This is a genomic window from Ruegeria sp. G5, from assembly GCF_056533365.1.
Genome location: NZ_JBQFOK010000009.1, coordinates 77,418 through 99,030, shown reverse-complemented (window position 1 = coordinate 99,030; position 21,613 = coordinate 77,418). Strand labels below are relative to the sequence as shown.

The window sequence follows — 21,613 nt, the reverse complement described above, 5'->3', positions numbered from 1 at the left end:
TTCTCGCTCAGACCTGCATAATCTCGGATTGCTTGGTTTCTAGCGCGGCGTCCACAGCTTTGATCATCTCGTCGGTCAGATCCTGAACTTCGCTTTCCCAGAGCTTTTGATCGTCCTCAGACATCCCATCCGCCTTGGCTTTCTTGATCTGGTCCATGCCGTCCCGACGGACGTTTCTGATCGAAACCCGCGCATGTTCAGCATATTGCCCCGCAACTTTACCAAGCTCGCGGCGACGTTCTTCGTTAAGCTCGGGGATCGGCAGCATGATAATGGTGCCGTTTAGTTGAGGGTTGATCCCCAGACCGCTTTCCCGAATGGCTTTTTCCACTTTGCCGACGAGACCCTTGTCCCAGACATTGACAGTCACCATTCGTGGCTCGGGTACGTTAACCGTACCAACTTGGTTGATGGGCGTCATCGATCCATAGGCATCAACCATGACCGGTTCCAGCATCGAAGCTGATGCCCGCCCCGTTCGCAAAGACGCGAACTCGGTCTTGAGATTGGCCATCGCGCCATCCATGCGGCGCTTCAGATCGTCGGTGTCCAGTTCAAAATCGTCAGACATTCTGCTCACTCCCCGTCTTCCGGTGCTGTTTGCAAGGCTCATAAGCCATCACAATCGGGATGTATAGCAATAGTGATCGGGAAATGCGCCAATGACCAGAGCTGTTTCCGGCATTTTCGCGGTCATTCGTAGGCAAAGAGATCGGCCGCAGCGTGGCTCGGCCGATCTACAGACTTGGTTTAGGTTCAGGCGTTTACGTCCACAACGACACGGCCTTTGACCTGTCCTTTCAGGATATCTGCACCCAATTGTGGCAAATCGCTGAGGCCAGCGGGGTGAACCATGGCCTCAAGCTTGTCCATCGGCAGGTCCGTGGCGACACGTTTCCATGCGCGCACCCGGTTGTCGAAGGGCTGCATCACGCTGTCGATGCCCAGCAGATTCACGCCGCGCAGAAGGAAGGGAATAACTGTTGCCGGCAACCCAGCGCCTCCGGCAAGGCCAACTGCGGAAACGGACGCGCCGTATTTCATCTGCCCCAGTACGCGGGCCAGCATTTCACCGCCGACCGCGTCCACACAGCCTGCCCAGGTTTCACTTTCAAGCGGACGTTTGACCGTTTCGTTAAGGTCATCGCGCGGCACAATTGTTGTTGCACCAAGCGACTTGAGATATTCACCAGCTTCTGCGCGACCTGTCACAGCTGCAACCTCATAGCCCAGATTTGCAAGGATCGCCGTTGCAACCGAGCCGACGCCGCCTGCGGCACCCGTCACAAGAACCGGTCCATGATCGGGCTTAAGACCATGATCTTCCAGTGCCATAACGGCCAACATTGCAGTAAATCCGGCGGTTCCCACTGCCATCGCCTGACGTGTATCCAGCCCTTCCGGAAGCGGAACCAACCAGTCGGCCAAAGCGTTGGCCTTTTGTGAATAGCCGCCCCAATGCGCCTCACCCACGCGCCAACCTGTCAGAACAACCTTGTCACCCGGTTTATAACGATCATCCGAGGACGCTTCGACCGTACCGCTGTAATCGATACCCGGAACATGCGGATAGTTGCGAACCAATCCGCCCCCTTTCGGAGACATGCATAGTCCGTCCTTGTAGTTGACCGTGGAATACTCGACGGCAACGGTGACCTCTCCATTTGGCAAATCATCGACCGACAGTTGCTTGACCGATGGGCTGGCCAAGCCAGTTTCTTCATCCTTGTCCATGACCAGTGCATTGAACATCACAATATTCCTTTCGTTATCAACAGATCACAGCTCAAAGCGGAGGTGATCAGATCCAGAATTTTTCTCGCACAATCGCGTTTCGCATCCCGTCAGGAGTTTCCACTTCGACCCGCGTACCTGCGTCCCAATGACTGAGGCGCAGCATTCCGATCGAAACGTTGGTTTCGAAATCCGGCGACCACGCGGCCGAAGTCACATGCCCCACCCGCTTACCGCCAGCAAATACCGGCCAAGGCCGGTCACAGGGCGGAACCGCGTCACCATCTATGGCGATCGGTCGAATTTGTTGGACCGGCCCTTCCTTTGCGACACGCAGCAATGCGTCCCGACCGATGCAGCCAATCGCTGTATGGGTGTTGCAAAACTTACCCAATCCGCATTCATGTGGAGTATTGTCGTCTGTCATGTCATTGCCATAAGACAATAAACCGCCTTCGATCCGTTCGATCAGGTTTGGACAACCCGCGCGTACGTTCAGGTCTTCGCCGGCTTTGAATAAGGCGTTCCAAAGCGGCATCCCAATGTCGGATCCTTCTACGTAGATTTCAAACCCACCTTGCTTTGAGTACCCCGATCGGGCGACTGCAAGATCCCGGCCCTCGAACTCGAACATATCGAATTTGAAGAAGCGGATATCCCGAACTCTTTCGCCGAATACTCGCGACATTAGCTCGTCCGCCTTCGGGCCTTGGACGGCAAGTGGTGACACATCGGGTTCATCCACCAGAACGTCCAGCCTATAGCCATTGGCGATGCCTTTAACCCAAAGCAGTAAGTCACTGTCGGCAATAGAAATCCACCAGCGATCCTCGGACAGTTTAACCGCGACTGGATCGTTCAACATCCCACCGGTTTCGTCCACAATCGGAACGTAGTAACACTGCCCCGGCAACATGCCACGCAGATCGCGGGGTGTCAGCATCTGCATAAGACGTGCTGCATCCGGACCGCGCAGTTCAACCTGCCGCTCGCACGCGACGTCCCAAACCTGAACATGGGACTTGAGATGGCGGTAGTCGGCCTCAACCGACTCGAAGACCGTCGGCAGCAACATACGGTTGTACACCGTAAAGGCCTTAACCCCCGCGGCTTGCACACCCTCGGAAAACGGTGTTCGACGTAACCGGCGCGAAAACGATACCTGTGCCACTCAGACCTCCTGCGGCAGAAAAACCAGATCACTGACCGGGGCCGCCGATCCTGTTTCGGTCAACATCTGATGAAGCTGACCGCGATGATGTGTCTGGTGGTTGAAAAAGTGCATTACGCATTGCGCATAAGGCTTTGTTACATCGTCTTGTTTTGCAGCCGAGAACCATGTGAATGAGCCTGAAAGTTCGCCGTCATTCAATGTACTCACCCAGTGTTCAATACGGCTGTCGATCGTATCGCGCAGCGGCAACCATTCGCTTAGTTCAGCGCAAAGTGTCTTGCTTTCGGGTATTCCGCCCACTGGCGCCTCACCTTTGTCAAACCGGGATATCCAGATCCAATCGCCCCACAAAAGATGGTTCGCCGTACCAAGGATCGAGCCAAAAAATGCGCCTCGCTCGCAAGTTAGCTCCTCGGGCGAAAGTGCCGAAAGAAAACCTTTCAACTGACTGTTCTGCCAGCGATTATAGCGCGCCATTTCTTGTGCATAGGCCGCGGTTATCATTACTTGGGTCCGTGCCAGTCAATCGGGCAAATCTCGGCTGATTTGCCGCCAAAGTCCCAAACCCGGCCATAGTCGCGCACCTTGGATTTTGTACCGCGCGCAACGATGATGTCGGGCCCCATCCAGTATTTTGAGTTGGTTACCATAACGGGGTGATCGGCATCTTTACCGCTGAGCATCTCGATTTCACCCTGAATTTTACGTCCGATCATGATGCGGCGCTTATTGCCATCGCGTTCGATCTGAACCGGTGCCCGCTCGGCACCGATGATCTCGCTGACCAGCATGGTGAACAGGCCAGTTGTACCGCCTGCCTGACCACTGAAAATCTGCAAAAGACCGTTATAGGCTTTGCCGCTGGCACGTTCGTCGACATAGGCGGCAACTTTCCACTGACCTTCGCCCATACGCCCCGGAATATCCACCAATAGACCAACGTTCAGACCAGACAGGTCTTCGCCTTCAAAGTGGCCCTCATCAACGATAACGCCCATCCAAGCATGGCAATGCCCTTCGGTCGGAGGGTGCGCACCCAATGACACAACGCAGGGACAGAACACGTCGCAGGAACAGTTCAGGATCAACTCACCCTTGATCGCCCATTCTGTCGGGCTCATCTCGCGCCTTTTGGGGTTTGGCATACGGCTGTCGATACGTTGGCTGATCGGCAAGCGGTCCGCCTCTGGTTTTCTGTTTTTAGCCATGAAGTTATCCTCCGTAAGCAAAGGGATAGATGAGCAGGACAAGACCACCTGCGATAAGTGCAAAACCCAGCGGTCGCGTGAGCGCATGACCGATTTGGGGAAGTTTTTCGAGAACCATAAACAGCGTGGCAAGGCCCATCCACAGAAGGCTCATAACACCGCCAACAAAGCCCAGAACCATAAAGCCCCAGCAGCAGCCTACGCAAAATGCGCCCAGCCTCAGTCCCATTTTCACACCGCCGATAAACCCGGTCTTCCAATGACCCAGAAAGTAGTTCATCGGGGCATGACAGACGCCGTGGCAAACCTCTTTCGCGCGGGTGAATTGAAATGCGCCAACGGCGATCATCAGACCTCCGGCTACAAATCCGGACTTGGCAACACCCAGCATGTCCACCACGCCACCAAATAGCAGAACAAGCTGAACACCGGTGATCAACGCGGCGAACCCGACCCAGACAATGAAGTAACCCGACAGAACGCCCAGCCACCCTGCCCGCGTTCCATTTGCGCTACGGATGAGGTCGTCATAGCTGCGCAAGGTCGGAACAAGCGTGGGCAGCATCATAGCTGCCATCATTATCGCCCACATCCAGAACAATGGGCCGAACTCTGCCATCGGCATGTACATGTCCATACGGGGGTCCATCGCAGCCATGGCTTGCCCCATGGGACCAGGTCTGCCGATCCAATCCAGGTCCATGTTGCGGCTCATGGTGAACATGACCCACCACGCCCAAAGGATCAGGGCGTAAAACCCCAGCCACAAGCCACTGCGTAAAACAGCGCGACTCATTTGCTCCTCCCGACTCAGTTCTTGCTTTTCAAATGTCAGACTTTTAAATGTCAGACAAATAAAAACGTACCTACGGTTCCAGGAATATGAAAATTGACCCGCAAAAACCCGCTGATCTTTCGGCGCAGATCGCGCAAGCCATTCGCGACGCGATTATCTCGGGCAGATTGATTGTCGATGAACGTCTTCCGTCGGAATCTGAACTTGCCGATCAGTTTCAGGTGTCCCGTCCTACTGTGCGAGAGGCGTTAAAGAGGCTTGCCGCTCAATCCCTGATCCGGACGCAACGGGGCGCGACCGGTGGGGCTTTCGTGAACCGCTTGAATTTTGAAGACGCGTATTCCCAACAAATCACCACGTCTACGCTGTTGCTGTCGATGAATGCTGTCAGCTTCGATACAGCATGCGAGGCGCGCTATGCGCTGGAACGGGCCTGCGCGCCCCTATCCGCAAAAAGGCGTACGGCTGACCAACTGGCCACCATGAGAGCTGAGATCTTTCGTCAAGCGCAGCCCGGACTGACGGATGAGGCGTTCTGCGCGTCCGACGTTGCATTCCACCGTGCGTTGGTGGACGGCGCGGGAAATCCTGTTCTGTCCTATCAACTGGCCGGTGCTGTTGAGGCGATGCAGCCGCTGATGAACATGATCACCTTTACAGCCCGCTCTCGCGAAGAGATCATCGCGCTGCACACTCAAATTGCCGATGCCCTAGAAACCGGCGACGCTGCCTTGGTTGATGAAACGCTGGTAAAGCTTGAAAAGTACACCAGAAAACTAGCTATAGATGTGGCTGAGAAGCGCCGTAAGGCGACCTGACGAGGATCAGATGGTTTCGACATTAAACATCATTGCTGCCCTTCTTACGATCGCATTTGGACTATTTGGTTTTCTCGCACCTGCCTGGACGGCGGCCTCGTTGGATTTGGCGCCAACAAACAGCAACATGGGCCTAAGCGAGATGAGGGCATCTGTCGGCGGCCTTTTTGTGGTTACTGGCATCGCTGTCATTTGGCTCAACGCGCCTATGGCATATACAATGCTAGGCGTTGTGTACGCAGGCGCAGCGCTTGGGCGGTTTGTCTCGGTTGTTCTGGACAACCCGCCTCTGGTCAAAGCGGCGACTTTTGGCGGAATCGAATTGGTTCTTGCGCTTTGGCTGATACTGGCAAACTTTAGTAGAACCAGCTAAATTTCTGAAATCGAATGATATTCATCAAATCAATTCCGGAATTGCATCCCATCATTGGCTACCCTATATAAGTTATGTCCTTCGGGACTATGGACATAAACGCGCTCGTAATAAGCGGATCGGACCCGGGGGCGGTACCCGGCGGCTCCACCATAAATCTGCTGGACGTATCCTTCGTTTGGGGATCGCTTTCAGTATCGGGGGGCCGAAACAGGATCGACGAACGTCTAAAGGGGTTAGCTTTGTCTCGGCTGTCTGCCACCGTTACCGGCGAAAATAGTACAATTGCAAACGACAATCGTGCTCCGGTTGCAGTTGCTGCGTAAGCAGTAACAAGACCGAAACTTAAGCCCTTACGCCTAGCCGCGTAAGGCGGGGTTCGCAGGTACCTGGCAACAGAAACCTGCATTTCCCTTCAGTCATGTTCGGCAATTTTCGCGCTTGTTCAGAGTTTGTTCACTCCTATTGCGCATGCTTTCCGTAAAAGTCAGGAGGGCCGAGATGTCACACGCGGAAGTGCTCAGGGAATGGTATTCCGAAGTTTGGGAAAAAGGCGATACGGATGCCATCGACAGGTATTTTGCACCCGAAGTAATGACCGAAGGGCTAATCCCCGAAATGCAGGTTGGAGCTGACGAGTTTCGTGATTTAGTTATGGCTTTCCGACACATCCTTGGTGACATTGAAGTGAACTTGCCGAAAGTAATTGAAGATGGCGATTGGGTTTCCGCTATTATCCATCTCAGCACCACTCGTGCCGACAACGGGGCCCCACTTCAGGCAACCGGCAGCATCATCGGGCGCATCAAAAATGGCCGCGTGGTCGAAGCGTATAACCAGTTCGACTTCATTTCTCTGTTCGAACAACTCGGTCAGTTCCCGCAAGACACTTTGCCCATTTGCATGACAGGTCAAAGGCTGGATTGGGCGTGACAACTTGCGGGTCATTCAGCCAGCTTAACATCAGCCTGATTAACTTGGTGTAGGGAAGCAAATCCAGGCTTTTTGTGGGAAAACCATCGTTCTTGCTTGCCCTCTGACGCATACAGGTCAAAACGAAGGGGAAGAACCTGCAAACTGATTGATGGATCCTAAGCCATGGCGCCTACTGCTTCGGAATTGATGAGGGTCTTCGGTCGTATAGGCCTGTTATCCTTCGGAGGGCCGGCAGCACAGATTTCCCTGATGCAGCAAGAACTGGTGGAAAAACGTGACTGGTTGGACGAACAGACGTTTCTAAGAGCCTTGTCCTTGTGCATGTTGCTGCCAGGTCCCGAAGCCATGCAACTGGCCACATACGCAGGTTGGCGTTTGCGCGGTATTCAAGGGGGGCTGATCGCGGGCGGGCTTTTCGTTATTCCAGGCGCGGTCGTCATCGCTGTACTGGTTGGGCTTTACGCCGCTTTCGGCACCCTGCCCCTTGTCCAAGCCGGTTTTTTGGGCGTCAAAGCCACGGTCATTGTCATCGTCTTACAGGCGTTGAATAACCTTGCGCGCAAAGCCATGACGAGTGCTGAGCACTACGCATTAGCGGGCTTGAGCTTTCTGTCAATCTTTGCCCTTAACCTTCCGTTCCCTTTTATCATTTTGGTTGCCGGCATATGGGGTGCTTACCGTTTCAGCGCAGCAAACTCCCCAGCTATTCCCCCCACGACCACAAAGCCGCGTGACCAGTTTCGAACTGGCGTGCTGTGTCTGACACTTTGGTTAGTTCCTCTGGTTGTGCTGAGTATCTCGGGTCACAAATTGCTTGCAGATATTGGTTGGTTCTTTGCGCGCCTTGCGGTGGTTACTTTTGGAGGGGCATACGCCGTACTGGCCTACATGACCCAAACTGTCGTGGACAAATATCAATGGGTCAGCACAGCACAGATGATTGACGCGTTAGGCCTAGCCGAGACGACGCCCGGGCCGTTGATTTTGGTGACCCAGTTCGTCGCCATGTTGGCGGGACAATTGAGCGGAGGCCCGTGGTTGGCCGTTGCCGCTGGTCTTGTGGCGCTTTGGGCAACTTTCGTGCCCTGTTTTCTGTGGATTTTCATAGCCGCTCCGCATTTGGATCAGTTAGGAAAACGCCCTAGCCTGGCTGCCGCATTGAACGGAATTACAGCCGCCGTCGTTGGCGTGATTCTCAATTTGTCTGTGTGGTTTGGCTTGAACGTGATCTTTCATCGAGTTTCGGAAAAAACATGGTGGATGTTCACTTACCCTTGGCCCAGCTTGTCAAATTTAAACCTGAGCGCAGTTTGCCTAACTGTGATCGCTTGGGTGTTGATATTTAAGTTCAAATTTGGCATGGCGCTGACGCTGGCTGTTATGGCTGCGGCGGGGATCGGTTTTCACGTTCTATGAACAATCCCAGTACTCTCGGACTTTCGTTTCCAGCGAAATCCCTTATGCTGGAGGCACCAATTTTGAGGATGACACATGTCGCAGGACATTGATTACGGGAACCTGATGCACACGGCGATGCGTGGGCTTATTAAGACGGTTCTGACAAGCGTTTCGAAAAACGGCCTGCCGGGCGCGCATCATTTTTTTATTACCTTTGACACACGGCAAGACGGGGTCGAATTGGCCGATTGGCTACGTGAAAGATACCCCGACGAAATGACGATCGTGATGCAGCATTGGTTCGAAAATCTTGAAGTCGGTGAAACCGGTTTTGCCATAACGCTGAATTTCGGCGACGCGCCAGAGCCACTTTATATCCCCTATACAGCTATCAAGACATTCGTGGACCCGTCTGTAGAATTTGGACTTCGTTTCGAAAGCCCAGAGGATGAAACCGAAGAGCTCGAGCTTGAAGAAGAGCCGATTGAGGTAGAAGTTCAGGACGACCAACATGATGCGGATGTCGTGTCGCTGGACAGTTTCCGGAAATAATCTGCCTTCGTGGTCGGGCTAAACGCTTATTCGCGCTTAAGAAACGTGTCCACGGATCGCGATTTCACTCCATTGCGAAAACGCGAGAACGACAGGTTCAACCCTCCTTCGGCTAGGGTTCGGTCGAATTGCTGGAGCTCATAGCCCCCCCGGTCGTCTATGAATAACGAAAACACGGTCAGCGTATCACCCTCTATCCGCCCCCAGACAAAAGGTTCACCAAGCATCGGATCCAAGGGTACTTCATGCCCGAACACGTTCCGTTTCATCGCAGCAGAGTATACGTCAGATCGTTCTGATTGCCGAAAGTCTATCGAAAACGACTGTTCTTTGACCCGTCCGTCCTCTTTGTACGTGGTTGTTTTCCAACTGACGTTAAAACCGTCCTTGGTAGGATGGATCGAAACACTCATGTCCCGGGGCATTTCGCTTCCGTCGGTATCCACCACATTTGCAGAGCCCACGTAGTCCCCGACAAAGGGTTCAATTACACTTGCGCGCGCTGATGGGCTGAATAGCGCGAAGCTCAGCAATACACCTAAAAACAAAGTGCTTAGTTTCAGGGCGTGTCTCCGTTGAAATAGCAGCACAGTACCCTCCACAATCTCTTTATGGATATTGTAGCTCACCTGCGGTCGCACACAATGGGGCCGAGGTGATTAAGCAAAAGAAAAATGTCGCGATTGCCGATCTATACCTTTCAGAGGCTTAAGTTTAAGGTGCGCGCAACTGGCCGATTGCATGGCGGCGTTGCTGCAGGTAAACGGCATGCGACTGTATACAAGACGGAGTGACCGATGTCTCAGACCCGCACCGAATCCGACAGCTTTGGCCCGCTCGAGGTTCCTTCTGATAAATACTGGGGGGCCCAAACTCAGCGTTCGATCATGAATTTTCCCATTGGTTGGGAAAAACAGCCTGTGGCGATCGTTCGCGCGCTTGGTGTCATCAAGAAAGCCTGCGCAATGGAAAACAAGGCGACGGGTAAATTGGATGCCAGGATCGCAGACGCCGTTATTCAGGCCGCTGGCGAAGTGTTTGAGGGCAAGTTCGATGATAACTTCCCTCTGGTCGTGTGGCAGACCGGGTCCGGAACTCAATCCAACATGAACTCGAACGAAGTGATCGCGAACCGGGCTATTGAGATTTTGGGTGGCGTAATTGGTTCAAAAGACCCGGTGCACCCCAATGATCACTGCAATATGGGGCAATCGTCGAACGACACCTTCCCGACCGCAATGCATATCGCCACAGCGATGAGCATACGCGACGTGTTGCTGCCAGGTTTGGAAAAACTGGCCACTGGTCTGGAGCAAAAATCCGATGAGTTCAAAGACATTATCAAGATCGGCCGGACCCACACGCAAGACGCCACGCCACTGACATTGGGACAGGAATTTGGGGGGTATGCACACCAAATTCGTCAAGGTATCGCGCGCGTCAAAGCAGCGATGCCGGGAATTTATGAATTGGCTCAGGGCGGCACGGCTGTCGGCACAGGTCTAAACACCCAAAATGGTTGGGGTGAAGCCGTTGCAGCGAATATGGCAGAGATTACGGGTCTGCCCTTCGTCACCGCGCCAAACAAATTCGAAGCGCTGGCTGCTCATGATGCAATGGTGTTTTTGTCCGGAGCTTTGGCAACCATTGCAGGTAGCTGTTACAAAATCGCTAACGATATCCGCCTGTTAGGATCGGGTCCTCGCTCCGGTTTGGGAGAGTTGATCCTCCCGGAAAATGAACCGGGATCCTCGATTATGCCAGGCAAGGTGAACCCAACCCAGGCCGAAGCGCTGACGCAGGTTGCCGCTCATGTCATGGGCAATGACGCAGCAATTAAATTTGCTGGCAGCCAGGGGCATTTTGAGCTGAACGTCTACAACCCAATGATGTCCTATAACCTTCTTCAGTCCATTCAACTGCTGGGCGACGCTGCAGACAGCTTTACCGAACGGATGTTGCTGGGCATTCAGGCAAACGAGCCGCGGATTGAAAAGCTGATGAAAGAGTCGCTCATGCTGGTCACTGCGCTTGCTCCGACAATCGGTTACGACAACGCGACGACGGTTGCAAAAACGGCTCATAAAAACGGCACCACATTGAAAGAAGAAGCCATCGCGCTGGGATTTGTGGACGAAGAAACGTTTGACGCCGTCGTACGACCCGAACAGATGATTGGGCCCAAAGATTAATGGGTAAGCCGGTTAACCTAAACCGGTACCGAAAGGAAAAAGCGCGGGCTCAGAAAAAAGCCCGCGCCGACGAAAATGCGATCTCTTTTGGACGCAGCAAGGTGGAAAAAGACGCGGTCAGAAAGCAGCAGGACAGACAGCGCAAAGACCTCGATAACCACGAGTTAGACGAATGAGTGGTCGGCCGGTTAAGCGTTCGCTGACTCTGAAAGGTCACCGAACATCTGTGTCATTAGAAGATGAATTCTGGCAGGCGTTTCGGGATATTGCAAAGCACAAAGATATACCAATCAACGTGCTAGCTGCACAAATTGATGTTGAGCGCGGACCCGATATTGGCCTTGCTTCCGCGATACGCGTTTTTGTTTTGAATTGGTATCGTTCGTGAATTCGACAGTTGCGCGTTCGGTTCAGCTCTACGTAGGCTGTATGGGAACGAAAAGGGTACAATCATGAGTCAAACAGTGCTTGGACCAGACGGTAAACCGCGCTGTTCCTGGTGCCAGGCCGCACCGGAATTCTTTGCCTATCACGACAACGAATGGGGCTATCCGGTTGCAGACGATCAGCGTTTGTTCGAAAAACTGTGCTTAGAAAGCTTTCAGTCTGGTCTCAGTTGGCGCACGATCCTGTCAAAGCGCGAAAACTTTCGCAAAGCCTTTGAGGGCTTTAACATCGACGCCGTTGCGCAATTTGATGAACACGACATTGAACGCTTGTTGCAAGATGTAGGGATCGTACGACACCGTGGAAAAATCGAAGCGGTGATCAATAACGCACGCCGCGCGCAGGAATTGATAGCCCAGGAAGGATCGCTTGCATCCTATGTCTGGCGATACGAAAGCGAGACCCCACCTGCCCCGCAATCTGTATCAACCTCGGCCGAATCCATTGCGATGTCGAAGGATTTGAAAAAACGGGGATGGAAATTCGTAGGTCCCACAACCATTTTTGCCTTTATGCAGGCAATGGGTCTGATCAACGACCACGCCTTGGGATGTGTTATGCGCGAAAAAGCGGCGCAGATGCGCCGCGATTTCCAAAAACCACAGTGAGTTCTGTTAGACGGAGGCGCTGTAAATCTTATCGATGTTACCAGCCAACGCAGCGTTGAATTCTGCGTCTGACTGTTGTTTCGACAAACCTTCGGTCAAGGCACGCGAGAAGGACGCGATCATTTTTTCGTTCTGATCCAACAACTCACAAGCCTGTTGTGTTGAATAACCACCCGACAGAGCAACGACACGAACCACACGCGGGTGATCCGCCACTTCGTCATACAGGTTGGCCTTGGACGGGATGGTCAGCTTTAGCATGACATCCTGATCATCATCCAGTTGGTCGAGGTTCTTCAGAATTTCTGCCTTCAGGATATCTTCAGCCTCGGCCTTAGTGGATGAATTGATGTCTACTTCAGGCTCAATGATGGGAACCATTCCTGCAGCAACGACCTCACGCGCAACATCAAACTGCTGGGCCACCACAGCGGCGATCCCGTCGGCATTTGCTTCGTGAATGACCGAGCGTTCTTTGGTGCCAAACACACCTTCAGCTTTAGCGAGCGTTTCAGCCAAGCCTGGGATCGGCTTCATCAACTGAACGCCGTTCGCCTCGTCTTCCAAGCCCTTGTCTATTTTGAGAAACGGAACGATTCCCTTCACGGACCAAAGAAAATCGGCAACTTTCCGGCCATCAATCTCTTCACCCAGCGTACGTTCGAACAGGATAGCGCCGATAACCTTGTTCTTGGTAAACCCGTCGCCGAGGATAATACGGGCCCGCATTTTTTGAATTTCGCCGAACATCTCTTCGTCCGAGCCGTATTCGGATGCCTCTACCCCGTAAAGCGCCAGCGCCTTTGGCGTCGAACCACCACTTTGATCCAAAGCGGCGATGAAACCTGCACCATTGGACATTTGTTCGCGCTGTTCTGATTTGGACATCTTATATTCCCGTTCGAAATGATTCCGCTGTTTTCAACCGCATACAGCAACGCGCATTTGGATGGTAGTTTGTTAGCGCTCAACCAATCGCAACCAAATTCCATCCTCAGAACGAACGGTTAGATGCGCGACAGGCGACGGCGTTTTGCCGGCCACGCGCTCAAACCTAAAGTTTCGAAGCAAAGTGGATAAGATCAAAGGCCCCTCCACCATGGCAAATCCGGCACCGGGGCATACCCGTGCACCGGCTGAAAATGGGATATAAGCCTCTCTTTGGCATTTCTTCCCGTTTTTTGTGCCCCACCTTTCGGGGTCGAACGCATCCGGCTGATCCCACATCCGTTCATGCCGGTGCAGGTGCCACGGGCTGATGACGATCTGGGCACCTTTGGGAACGGCGCGATCTCTGAATCGCTCTGGGCACGTCGCCTCTCGTACCATCATCGGAACTGGTGGGTAGAGACGTAACGCTTCTCGAAAAACATCACGGCTGAGCTTAAGTTGCGACACACCCGTCGCCGGGGCACCAGACACTTGTACCGCTTCCTCGGCAATTTTTTCCTGCCATTCAGGGTATTGCGCCATCAGGTACAACGTCCAAGCCAGCGCCGAAGCACTGGTTTCATGGCCGGCCAAAAAGAAGATGGCGACTTGATCGATCATCTCATCCGTATCAAAGCAGCGCCCGGTTTCGGGGTCCGGAGTTGTCATGATCTTGGTTGCCAGATCATCCGGAGCATTACCACTGGCGATCAATTCAGCACGCTCCTCGGTAAGGGTTTTGATCAATGCGCGGATTTCTTTGGCATTCTTGCGTGTGCGCCGCGAGTGCAAGCGCGGTAAGCATTGAGGCAATGGAATAAACGCCGCGATATTGAGCAACGGCTGTTCTCGCTGGTACGTACGAAACCGGTGAAACACCTGTGTGGCAACGTCATGATCAATCGGAACCGAAAACAACGTGCGAAAAATAACGTCGGCCGCAGCATGGCTGGTTAGTTCTTCGCACTCGACCTCGGTCCCCGTCAGTGCGCGTAGCCTGTTCACCATCGCCTCGGCCGCGCTTTGCATCGCGGGGAATGTGTCTTTCAATCGCCCGCCTTCGAAAGCAGGATCAATAATTCTGCGTTGCCTTTCCCAGGTCGCACCGTTGGTCAAAAACACGGACTCCCCCAGCAATGGCCGCAACCCTTCGCTGATGCGGTTGGATTTCGGGAACCGATTTGGGTTTTTCCTCAGCACCTCTTCAATGAGTTTGGGTTCGTTGATCAGAAACGACCGGAAGAACGGCGTCCGAAACTCTGCCATCCACGCCCGATACAATCGTTGAGGTTGCGCAGACAGGATGTCCCTTCGAAACAGCTTCAGGTACCGCCAAAGCGAGACTTTATCCGGGCGTACAGGTGGTTTCGGCGGCGTCACGGCGCAATCGACCGGTATTTGGATACGGCCTTATCGATACGTGATTTCGAAGGCGCGCGACCGTAGAAGCGGTGTCCGAGTGTTTCAGGTCCGGCGGTAATTCGAAAATAATCGTATGACCCGACCCGATCGAATGCGCAAAGATACTGAAAATGTATCCGGAAAAAACGCCAGCGCAGCTCTTTCCAGCGTTCGGCGGACAAGGTTTGGGTAAAAGCAGCCGACAAGACCAATGGCCATTTCTTACGCTCGGTCGCGACACCGCTGACCGCGACCGGGTCACACAGGGCAAAGGCACATCCGTCGCCCGGCGCGGATACATCGACCCAGGTAATATTGTCATGCTCGGATAGGTATTGCAGGTCGTTCCGAAGCGCATGCGCCTTGGGCAAAAAAGAAACCATAGGTGTCACCTGACCCAGCGACAAAAAAGACAACGCGGGGGTGGCCTTAGTCGGCGGCGTGGCACGCAGCACATCAGCTAAGACCCTTACTCCAAGATGAGCGCCTGAGCTGTGCCCTACAACCAAAACTTCGTCGATTTCTTCGCTTAGCGCATCTGCTATCAAAGCGCTGAACTCGGACAGTCTTTCGCGCAACTCAACTGACATCTCTCCGTTTTGAGCAGCTGAATACGCATAGTCTTGCATCAGGTAGTAAGCGAACAACCGGTTGTCGATTCTGCGAAACCAATAAAGCAACGCGTAGGCCGCCAGAAAGCCTGGGACAATCGCCGCTAGGGCCAAATAGGGTTGCAGCAGCGCTGTGACAAACCACACCAAACCCAAGGAAAGAGCCAGCTGTGCCAACAGCATTCCGACCGGGTATAATGCGGCTATGACAGGCCCTTTGCGCAAGCGCATCAATCGCGCCAATGCGCCACTAGAGATATAGATCCACGCAGTCCGAAACAGCTGAACATAAGTGCGTGGGATCGACACCGCCATGCTGTCTCGTACAAGATCAGACCAGACGAGAACGTCGATATCGGTGTGAACCTCGGTGTTGTCCTGTGTGGATTGCACGCGCCAACCGTAAGGACCATCGCCAGTTTTGGCAGAGACCGAAATACTGTACCCAGATGTCGACGCCTGCACTGCGCTTTCGGTGCGATATAATTCACGGTACCGACGCGGATGGATCGGGTCATAACCGGGTATGTAAAACACCCGGCGCCTTCGTACCTTGGTTGGATTGTTCTGGCTGCTCATTCACTTACCTTCTGCTGCGCAGGTTAGCGCAGCGTTATCGGCAAGGTAAGTCAGATCAGCGCGTTAGCCAAAATTTGCCAGTGCCGGGAAGGTCTCCAACAGCCAAAAGCTAAACTCAGTAAAGAGGCCAGTGATCAGCATGATTCCAACGAACAGCAAAAGCCCGCCCATCACTTTCTCAATCGTGGCCATGTGAGGCTTGATCTTGTTCATGAACTTCATTGAACGGTTCAGGAACATCGCCGCCAGCAGGAATGGAATACCCAAACCTGCAGCGTAAACGCCCAGAAGCAACGTTCCTCTGGCTACCGAGGCTTCAGACGCTGCCAACGAAAGGATCGCACCCAGTTGCGGGCCGATACATGGTGTCCAACCAAATGCGAAAGCCAGCCCCAGAATATACGCACCGAACACAGATCCACCGGAATCACCAGTTTCAATGCGTGCTTCGCGGTCCAGAAACGGGATGCGGAAGACGTTCAGAAAATGCAGACCGAACACGATGACCACTGCGCCGGACAGTTTTGCGAACAAAACCTGATTCTGCAGAACAAACGCCCCAAAGGCCGAAGCGGTGAAGCCCAGCAAAAGGAAAACCGTGGACAACCCAAGCACAAAGAACAACGCGGTGAGCGTCGCCTTGCGGCGCGCTTGAGCCTGATCCTGCATCTCGTTAATCGATACACCGCTCATATACGCCAGATAGGGCGGAACGATGGGCAGAACGCAGGGTGACAGAAAGCTGATCAGCCCTCCGAGCATTGCGATGAACATGGCAGGTAGCAGGCCTGCGTCTATGATATCTATTCCGAACATGTTTCAGCACATATGTTATGAAGCGGGCCGCGTCACGGGGCCATTCAGTCACATCCTCGTGGTTGCACGCTGGACACCAACCCAAAGTGGAAATATCTGGTCCTTATGTCAAATCCATCCGAAACACTTGATGCATTAGGGCTTCTTTGTCCCCTACCCGTGTTAAAAGCGCGTAAACGTCTTAAATCGATGCCCGAAGGTGCATTGTTGCGCCTACTCGCAGACGATCCTGCCGCAGTGGTCGATGTCCCACATTTTTGTACTGAAAGCGGGCATCGCCTCATCTCTCAAGAAGAAGAGAACGGTCACCAGATCTATACGATTCAAAAGACCGGATAAGCACTGGCAGTTTAAAAAAGGCGGACCGAATGGCCCGCCTTTGTGTTTACTGTCCCAATGACCACCAACCTCGTCTTTTCGGCTTGGCTGGTTCTTCTGCAACGACCTCGAGAACAGGTTCCTCAGCCACAGGCTCGGCAACGGCTTCTTCCACAGCGGGCTCTGGTTCTGGTTCGGCTGCGTCCTCGGCAACGGGCGCGGCCTCTTCTTCTTGCGTTTCCTCCACCGCATCCGAAGTATCAGACGTCACTTCGTCGCCTGCGTCCGCCTTAGCGGCAACCTCTTCTTCGGCAGGAACTTCGGCCGCTTCGGTTTCAGGCTGCGATGCTGCATCTTCGTCCGAAGGCTGGTCTTCACCGGTCGAATCTTCGGTGGATGCAGCTTCTACATCATCCGCCTTTTCTTCTTTTTTCTTACGGCGCGGAGCGCGTCGACGCTTTGGCTTGGTGGCAACCTCTTCTTCGGCTGCCTCCTGCACATCGGCTTCTGCGGGTGTCTCTTCAACAGCCGCCTCTTCCGACGTTTCGGTTTCGTCGGCGTTCACCTCTGTTGCGTCACCGTTGCCATTGCTTTTCTTACGACGCCGACGCCGACGCTTACGTTTGGGCTTGCTTTCCTCTTCAGCCTGAGGGGCGTCGTCTTCGACTTTTTCCTCTTCATCGGCATCCACCAAATCCATCAGAGAGGCGTCGACCGATACGACCGGTGCACTTGCTTCAGGAACAATCCTGCTGGCTGTCTTGAACTTCTCCATGGAGAAGTCCGGGCTGACCAGATGCACGTCACCCTCGATCCGAACCGACAAACCATACCGACCTTCAATCTGAGCGATATGTTCACGCTTCTGGTTCATAAGGAAATTGGCAATGCTGACGGGGCAGCGGATCAATACCTCACGCGACCGACGGCGCGTCCCTTCTTCTTCGATCTGACGCAGTATACTCAGCGCCATGTTGTCGTCAGAACGGATCAGACCAGTGCCATGGCACGACGGGCAAGGCTGGGTCGTCGCCTCAAGCATTCCCGGGCGCAAGCGCTGTCGGCTCATTTCAAGCAGACCAAAGCCCGAAATCCGCCCGACCTGAATTCGTGCCCGGTCGGTTTTCAGCTTTTCCTTCAGACGCTTTTCAACGGCCGAGTTATTTTTGCGCTCGTCCATGTCGATAAAGTCGATGACGATCAAACCGGCCAAATCGCGCAGCCGCAATTGCCGCGCAACTTCCTCGGCAGCCTCGAGGTTGGTCTTTAACGCCGTATCCTCGATCGAGCCTTCCTTGGTTGCCCGACCTGAGTTCACGTCGATTGCGACCAGTGCTTCGGTCACGCCGATCACGATATACCCACCAGACTTGAGCTGGACGGTTGGGTTGAACATACCGGCAAGATAGCTTTCGACCTGATAGCGCGCGAAAAGAGGCAAAGAATCTTCGTACCGTTTCACGTTCTTCGCGTGCGACGGCATGATCATTTTCATGAAGTCTTTGGCGATGCGATAGCCCGCCTCGCCTTCAACCAGAACCTCGTCGATATCGCGGTTATAAAGATCACGGATCGACCGCTTGATCAGGTCACCTTCCTCGTAGATCTTCGCAGGTGCGATAGACTTCAGTGTTAGTTCGCGGATCTGTTCCCACATCCGCTGCAGATATTCGTAGTCTCGCTTGATCTCGGACTTGGTGCGTTTGGCCCCGGCCGTTCGAATGATCAGACCTGCGCCGGTTGGCACATCTATATCGGCGGCGATTTCCTTTAGCTTTTTCCGATCCGGGGCGTTGGTGATCTTGCGGCTGATGCCACCACCACGCGCGGTATTCGGCATCAGAACGCAATAACGTCCCGCCAGCGACAGATAGGTGGTCAGAGCGGCACCTTTGTTCCCACGCTCTTCCTTCACAACCTGAACCAGAAGAACCTGCCGAACCTTTATGACCTCTTGTATCTTATACCGGCGCGGACGGGGTTTGCGCGGAGGGCGAATGTCCTCGCTGTCATCCTCGTCAGCGACAGATTCAATCGAATCGTCCTTTGCGGCAGCATCTGCGCGTTCTTCGGCTTCCTCGTCGGTTTCGGTCCCAGTTTTGGCTTCAACCTCGTCGGTCGCCGCCTCATCTGCCGAAGTTTCTTCTCCAGCTGCTTCATCGCTTTCGGAAGTGTCCTCGACGGCGGCCACTTCGACCTGCGGCTCAACGTCCTCAGCAACCGGAGCTTCGACTTCGGTATCACTGCCCGCTTCGTCTTCGACAGCAGATGACTGCTCCGCGTCGTCGCCCACAATTTCATCACTCGACGAAACGTCGGCAGCTTCATCAGCGGCGACGTCGTCCTCAGGTTCCTCTACCGGTGTCTCGGCAACCAGATCCACGGGCGATGTGCCTTCGGGGACCGACAGGTCTGCCGCTTCATCGCTGTCATCCAGGTCGATAGTTTCCATCCCGGAGGGTTCTTGCGAAACCTCCATCGTTTCAACGACATCGTCCGTTTTCACATCCGCCGCCTTGGTCCGCGAGCGTGAACGGCGTTTCTTTGGCTTGGCTTCTTCCGCCTCATCCCGAGCTTTCATCGCCTCGGCATAAGCCCGCTCTTCTTCCATAAGCGCTTCACGGTCAGCAACTGGGATTTGGTAATAGTCCGGATGAATTTCTGAAAACGCCAGAAAACCATGACGGTTTCCGCCATAGTCAACAAAGGCCGCCTGCAAGGACGGCTCGACCCGAGTAACCTTTGCTAGATAGATGTTGCCAGCAAGCTGGCGTTTGTTTTCAGACTCAAAATCGAATTCCTCGACCTTGTTTCCGTCAACCACCACAACGCGGGTTTCCTCCGCGTGGGTGGCATCGATAAGCATTTTCTTAGCCATGTTTCCTTGGTGCACCGCGCCAAACGCGTTGTCCTTACCCATCCTGGAGGACAGGCGCTTTTGGGATGGTGTCTTGTATGGGCGATTTCGGACGGCGCGCGGCAGGGTCTGGCGCTTTGGCCCCCTGCCCTCAAACTCAATCGTTGCGCGCGCGTCATCGCGGTTCTTCTCCGACAGGCATTTTTAAAGCTGCCTGCCCATTTATTCCTTTCACCCGCATCCGCGGGTTCAGGCGTTCAACTGCCCCTATTCGGGGCACAATCGGTCTGCTTGGCCAGCGTGGGACTTTTGTCACCACCCGCGGCGTCGCAGCGAAACTCAAAGATCGGGACTTGTGGGCGCAAAAAAGCCCAGCCCGTTCGGACACAATAAAAGCAGTCCTGTGGAAAAGACAATGGGCAAACTGCATACCGCCGCACGAACGCAGTCGGGATCCTTCATCTGGCCCAAAATATCCCGGGGGTGAATTGAGCCAAAGGCTCAAGAGGGGGCTGGCCCCCTCCTCTACAGATAATCCGAGCGCTGAAGTCCGTACTTAGCCATTTTCTCGTTCAGCGTACGCCGCGGCAGGCACAGCTCATCCATGACCGAAGCAATCGAGCCCTTGTGCCGCCGCATCGTGTTATCGATCAACATGCGTTCAAACGCTTCGACATATTCCTTAAGCGGCTTGCCTTCAGTCGTCATAACGGGCTGCATTTCTTCATGGTCTGACATCAGCAACGACGCTATCGTCCCGGACCCACGCCGCGACTGCAGCACTGCCCGCTCGGCAATATTGATCAACTGCCGCACATTACCAGGCCACGGTGCTTGAAGTAACTGTGCCGCCTCTTGCGCACTGACCTGAGGGGCGTCACACCCATATTCCTCGGCGAATTGTTCGCTGAGGCGAGTGAACAAAGTTAGGATATCCTCCCCACGCTGACGCAACGGAGGCATCGTAATCCGCAACGCAGCAAGGCGATAAAACAAGTCCGGGCGTAAAACATCCTCACTGGTTTTGCCCGCTTCTTGCAAATTCGAGATCGCAATGATCCTTGTTTCAGCGGGTGTCCCCTGATCATTCATCACGCTCAACAGCCGTGCCTGCAGGGTATCACTCAAGGCCTCGATATCTTCCAGAACCAGCGTTCCGCCCCGCGCTTCCTCTATCGCAGGTAGTTGCGCATCTTCCGGCATCATCGGGCCGAACAGACGCTTGGAAAGTGCCTCTTCCTCCAGCGCCGCACAGGACACCAGAACGAATTTCTTACCTGCCCGGCTTCCGACCGCATGCAGCGCATGAGCCACCAGCGTCTTGCCTGTTCCGGTTTCACCGTCAATCAGCACGTGTCCGTCGGCTTGTCCCAGATCCAGAATATCTTCGCGCAAGCGCTCCATTACCGGGCTCGCGCCGATCAGTTTGTTCATGATCTGCGTGCCGTCGGACAATTCACGCCGCAAGGCCCGGTTGTCCAGCGTCAGACGTCGCGCATTACTGGCGCGTTTTGCCAATTCGGACATGCGATCCGGGTTGAACGGTTTTTCAAGAAAATCGAATGCACCGACACGCATGGCTTCCACCGCCATCGGAACATCCCCGTGCCCGGTGATCATGATCACCGGCAAAGTGCTATCAGCACCCATCAGTTTCTTGAGCAATTGAATGCCATCCATCCCCGGCATCTTGATGTCAGAAATGACAATTCCGGGATACTCGGGCCCCAAAACCTTGAGCGCATCCTCGGCGCTCGAAAAGGTTTCAGTGTCGTACCCCGACAGAGCAAGCCATTGGCTGATCGACTGGCGCATGTCCTGTTCGTCATCCACAATGGCAATTTTCATGGCCTGTGCCATAGTCT

Annotated in this window: 23 protein-coding genes and 1 other RNA gene; 11 read left to right on the top strand and 13 right to left on the bottom strand. The window is 54.1% G+C overall.

Features of this window, described 5'->3' with window-relative positions:
• Positions 1 to 7: 7 nt before the first annotated feature.
• From frr to ACR0BD_RS15615, 6 genes are all read right to left on the bottom strand, one after another.
• Positions 8 to 571, bottom strand: a complete 564-nt coding sequence (frr, locus tag ACR0BD_RS15640; RefSeq protein ID WP_480693457.1) for a ribosome recycling factor — start codon at positions 569 to 571, stop codon at positions 8 to 10.
• 185 nt (positions 572 to 756) lie between these two features.
• Positions 757 to 1,752: an acryloyl-CoA reductase gene (gene acuI, locus ACR0BD_RS15635; protein ID WP_480831795.1), complete on the bottom strand. Its 996-nt coding sequence runs from the start codon at positions 1,750 to 1,752 to the stop codon at positions 757 to 759.
• A gap of 49 nt (positions 1,753 to 1,801) precedes the next feature.
• Positions 1,802 to 2,905 carry a dimethylsulfoniopropionate demethylase gene (locus tag ACR0BD_RS15630; RefSeq protein WP_480831794.1) on the bottom strand — a complete coding sequence of 368 codons (1,104 nt, stop codon included), beginning with the start codon at positions 2,903 to 2,905 and terminating at the stop codon, positions 1,802 to 1,804.
• Entirely contained in the window at positions 2,906 to 3,412 is a 507-nt protein-coding gene (locus ACR0BD_RS15625) for a DinB family protein (protein ID WP_480831792.1), read from the bottom strand.
• Positions 3,412 to 4,116 carry a DUF1326 domain-containing protein gene (locus ACR0BD_RS15620; protein ID WP_480693452.1) on the bottom strand — a complete coding sequence of 235 codons (705 nt, stop codon included), beginning with the start codon at positions 4,114 to 4,116 and terminating at the stop codon, positions 3,412 to 3,414. Before ACR0BD_RS15620 ends, ACR0BD_RS15625 begins: the two co-directional genes overlap by 1 nt.
• A 4-nt stretch (positions 4,117 to 4,120) precedes the next feature.
• Entirely contained in the window at positions 4,121 to 4,912 is a 792-nt protein-coding gene (locus ACR0BD_RS15615) for a DUF2182 domain-containing protein (protein ID WP_480831790.1), read from the bottom strand.
• Between the two features lie 86 nt (positions 4,913 to 4,998).
• On the opposite strand from ACR0BD_RS15615, the gene ACR0BD_RS15610 reads away from it, so the two are divergent.
• The 6 genes from ACR0BD_RS15610 to ACR0BD_RS15585 all read left to right on the top strand — a co-directional run bounded on the left by ACR0BD_RS15610 (position 4,999) and on the right by ACR0BD_RS15585 (position 8,989).
• Complete coding sequence (locus ACR0BD_RS15610) at positions 4,999 to 5,730, top strand: FadR/GntR family transcriptional regulator (protein ID WP_480693448.1); 732 nt, start codon at positions 4,999 to 5,001, stop codon at positions 5,728 to 5,730.
• 10 nt (positions 5,731 to 5,740) lie between these two features.
• A complete protein-coding gene (locus ACR0BD_RS15605; protein WP_480831788.1) occupies positions 5,741 to 6,103 on the top strand; it encodes a DUF4345 family protein in 363 nt (120 codons plus the stop codon).
• 37 nt (positions 6,104 to 6,140) lie between these two features.
• Positions 6,141 to 6,513, top strand: a transfer-messenger RNA (tmRNA) gene (gene ssrA, locus ACR0BD_RS15600).
• A gap of 91 nt (positions 6,514 to 6,604) precedes the next feature.
• Positions 6,605 to 7,036, top strand: a complete 432-nt coding sequence (locus ACR0BD_RS15595; RefSeq protein ID WP_480831786.1) for an ester cyclase — start codon at positions 6,605 to 6,607, stop codon at positions 7,034 to 7,036.
• 165 nt (positions 7,037 to 7,201) lie between these two features.
• Positions 7,202 to 8,455: a chromate efflux transporter gene (gene chrA, locus ACR0BD_RS15590; RefSeq protein WP_480831784.1), complete on the top strand. Its 1,254-nt coding sequence runs from the start codon at positions 7,202 to 7,204 to the stop codon at positions 8,453 to 8,455.
• A 75-nt stretch (positions 8,456 to 8,530) separates the two neighbouring features.
• Complete coding sequence (locus tag ACR0BD_RS15585) at positions 8,531 to 8,989, top strand: SspB family protein (protein ID WP_480831782.1); 459 nt, start codon at positions 8,531 to 8,533, stop codon at positions 8,987 to 8,989.
• A gap of 26 nt (positions 8,990 to 9,015) precedes the next feature.
• Here the strand turns inward: ACR0BD_RS15585 and ACR0BD_RS15580 are convergent, their stop codons facing one another.
• Positions 9,016 to 9,579 (bottom strand): hypothetical protein, encoded by a 564-nt coding sequence (locus tag ACR0BD_RS15580; protein ID WP_480831780.1) that lies wholly within the window; start codon positions 9,577 to 9,579, stop codon positions 9,016 to 9,018.
• A 207-nt stretch (positions 9,580 to 9,786) separates the two neighbouring features.
• Between ACR0BD_RS15580 and fumC the strand changes: the two genes are divergently transcribed.
• From fumC to ACR0BD_RS15560, 4 genes are all read left to right on the top strand, one after another.
• Positions 9,787 to 11,181, top strand: coding sequence for a class II fumarate hydratase (gene fumC, locus ACR0BD_RS15575; RefSeq protein WP_480831778.1), 1,395 nt, complete (start codon positions 9,787 to 9,789; stop codon positions 11,179 to 11,181).
• A complete protein-coding gene (locus tag ACR0BD_RS15570; protein ID WP_480831776.1) occupies positions 11,181 to 11,357 on the top strand; it encodes a DUF4169 family protein in 177 nt (58 codons plus the stop codon). Before fumC ends, ACR0BD_RS15570 begins: the two co-directional genes overlap by 1 nt.
• Positions 11,354 to 11,569: a ribbon-helix-helix domain-containing protein gene (locus ACR0BD_RS15565; protein WP_480693437.1), complete on the top strand. Its 216-nt coding sequence runs from the start codon at positions 11,354 to 11,356 to the stop codon at positions 11,567 to 11,569. The genes ACR0BD_RS15570 and ACR0BD_RS15565 overlap by 4 nt, the downstream gene beginning before the upstream one ends.
• Positions 11,570 to 11,633: 64 nt before the next feature.
• Positions 11,634 to 12,236, top strand: a complete 603-nt coding sequence (locus ACR0BD_RS15560) for a DNA-3-methyladenine glycosylase I (protein WP_480831774.1) — start codon at positions 11,634 to 11,636, stop codon at positions 12,234 to 12,236.
• Positions 12,237 to 12,242: 6 nt separating this feature from the next.
• Here ACR0BD_RS15560 and ACR0BD_RS15555 read toward each other — a convergent pair whose 3' ends face one another.
• The 4 genes from ACR0BD_RS15555 to ACR0BD_RS15540 all read right to left on the bottom strand — a co-directional run bounded on the left by ACR0BD_RS15555 (position 12,243) and on the right by ACR0BD_RS15540 (position 16,573).
• Positions 12,243 to 13,124: a fructose bisphosphate aldolase gene (locus tag ACR0BD_RS15555; protein WP_480831772.1), complete on the bottom strand. Its 882-nt coding sequence runs from the start codon at positions 13,122 to 13,124 to the stop codon at positions 12,243 to 12,245.
• 72 nt (positions 13,125 to 13,196) lie between these two features.
• Positions 13,197 to 14,546: a cytochrome P450 gene (locus ACR0BD_RS15550; RefSeq protein ID WP_480831771.1), complete on the bottom strand. Its 1,350-nt coding sequence runs from the start codon at positions 14,544 to 14,546 to the stop codon at positions 13,197 to 13,199.
• Positions 14,543 to 15,757, bottom strand: coding sequence for a hypothetical protein (locus ACR0BD_RS15545; RefSeq protein ID WP_480831769.1), 1,215 nt, complete (start codon positions 15,755 to 15,757; stop codon positions 14,543 to 14,545). The genes ACR0BD_RS15550 and ACR0BD_RS15545 overlap by 4 nt, the downstream gene beginning before the upstream one ends.
• A gap of 63 nt (positions 15,758 to 15,820) precedes the next feature.
• Positions 15,821 to 16,573 carry a cytochrome c biogenesis CcdA family protein gene (locus ACR0BD_RS15540; protein WP_480693428.1) on the bottom strand — a complete coding sequence of 251 codons (753 nt, stop codon included), beginning with the start codon at positions 16,571 to 16,573 and terminating at the stop codon, positions 15,821 to 15,823.
• Between the two features lie 105 nt (positions 16,574 to 16,678).
• On the opposite strand from ACR0BD_RS15540, the gene ACR0BD_RS15535 reads away from it, so the two are divergent.
• The gene (locus tag ACR0BD_RS15535; RefSeq protein ID WP_480831767.1) at positions 16,679 to 16,912 is read left to right on the top strand and encodes a sulfurtransferase TusA family protein; all 234 of its coding nucleotides are present in this window, start codon (positions 16,679 to 16,681) and stop codon (positions 16,910 to 16,912) included.
• Positions 16,913 to 16,958: 46 nt separating this feature from the next.
• On the opposite strand, the gene ACR0BD_RS15530 is transcribed toward ACR0BD_RS15535, so the two are convergent.
• Both ACR0BD_RS15530 and ACR0BD_RS15525 read right to left on the bottom strand, forming a co-directional pair.
• The gene (locus ACR0BD_RS15530; RefSeq protein WP_480831765.1) at positions 16,959 to 19,769 is read right to left on the bottom strand and encodes an Rne/Rng family ribonuclease; all 2,811 of its coding nucleotides are present in this window, start codon (positions 19,767 to 19,769) and stop codon (positions 16,959 to 16,961) included.
• A gap of 504 nt (positions 19,770 to 20,273) precedes the next feature.
• On the bottom strand, positions 20,274 to 21,608 hold the full coding sequence (locus tag ACR0BD_RS15525) for a sigma-54-dependent transcriptional regulator (protein WP_480693423.1): 1,335 nt from the start codon (positions 21,606 to 21,608) through the stop codon (positions 20,274 to 20,276).
• Between the last annotated feature and the right edge of the window lie 5 nt (positions 21,609 to 21,613).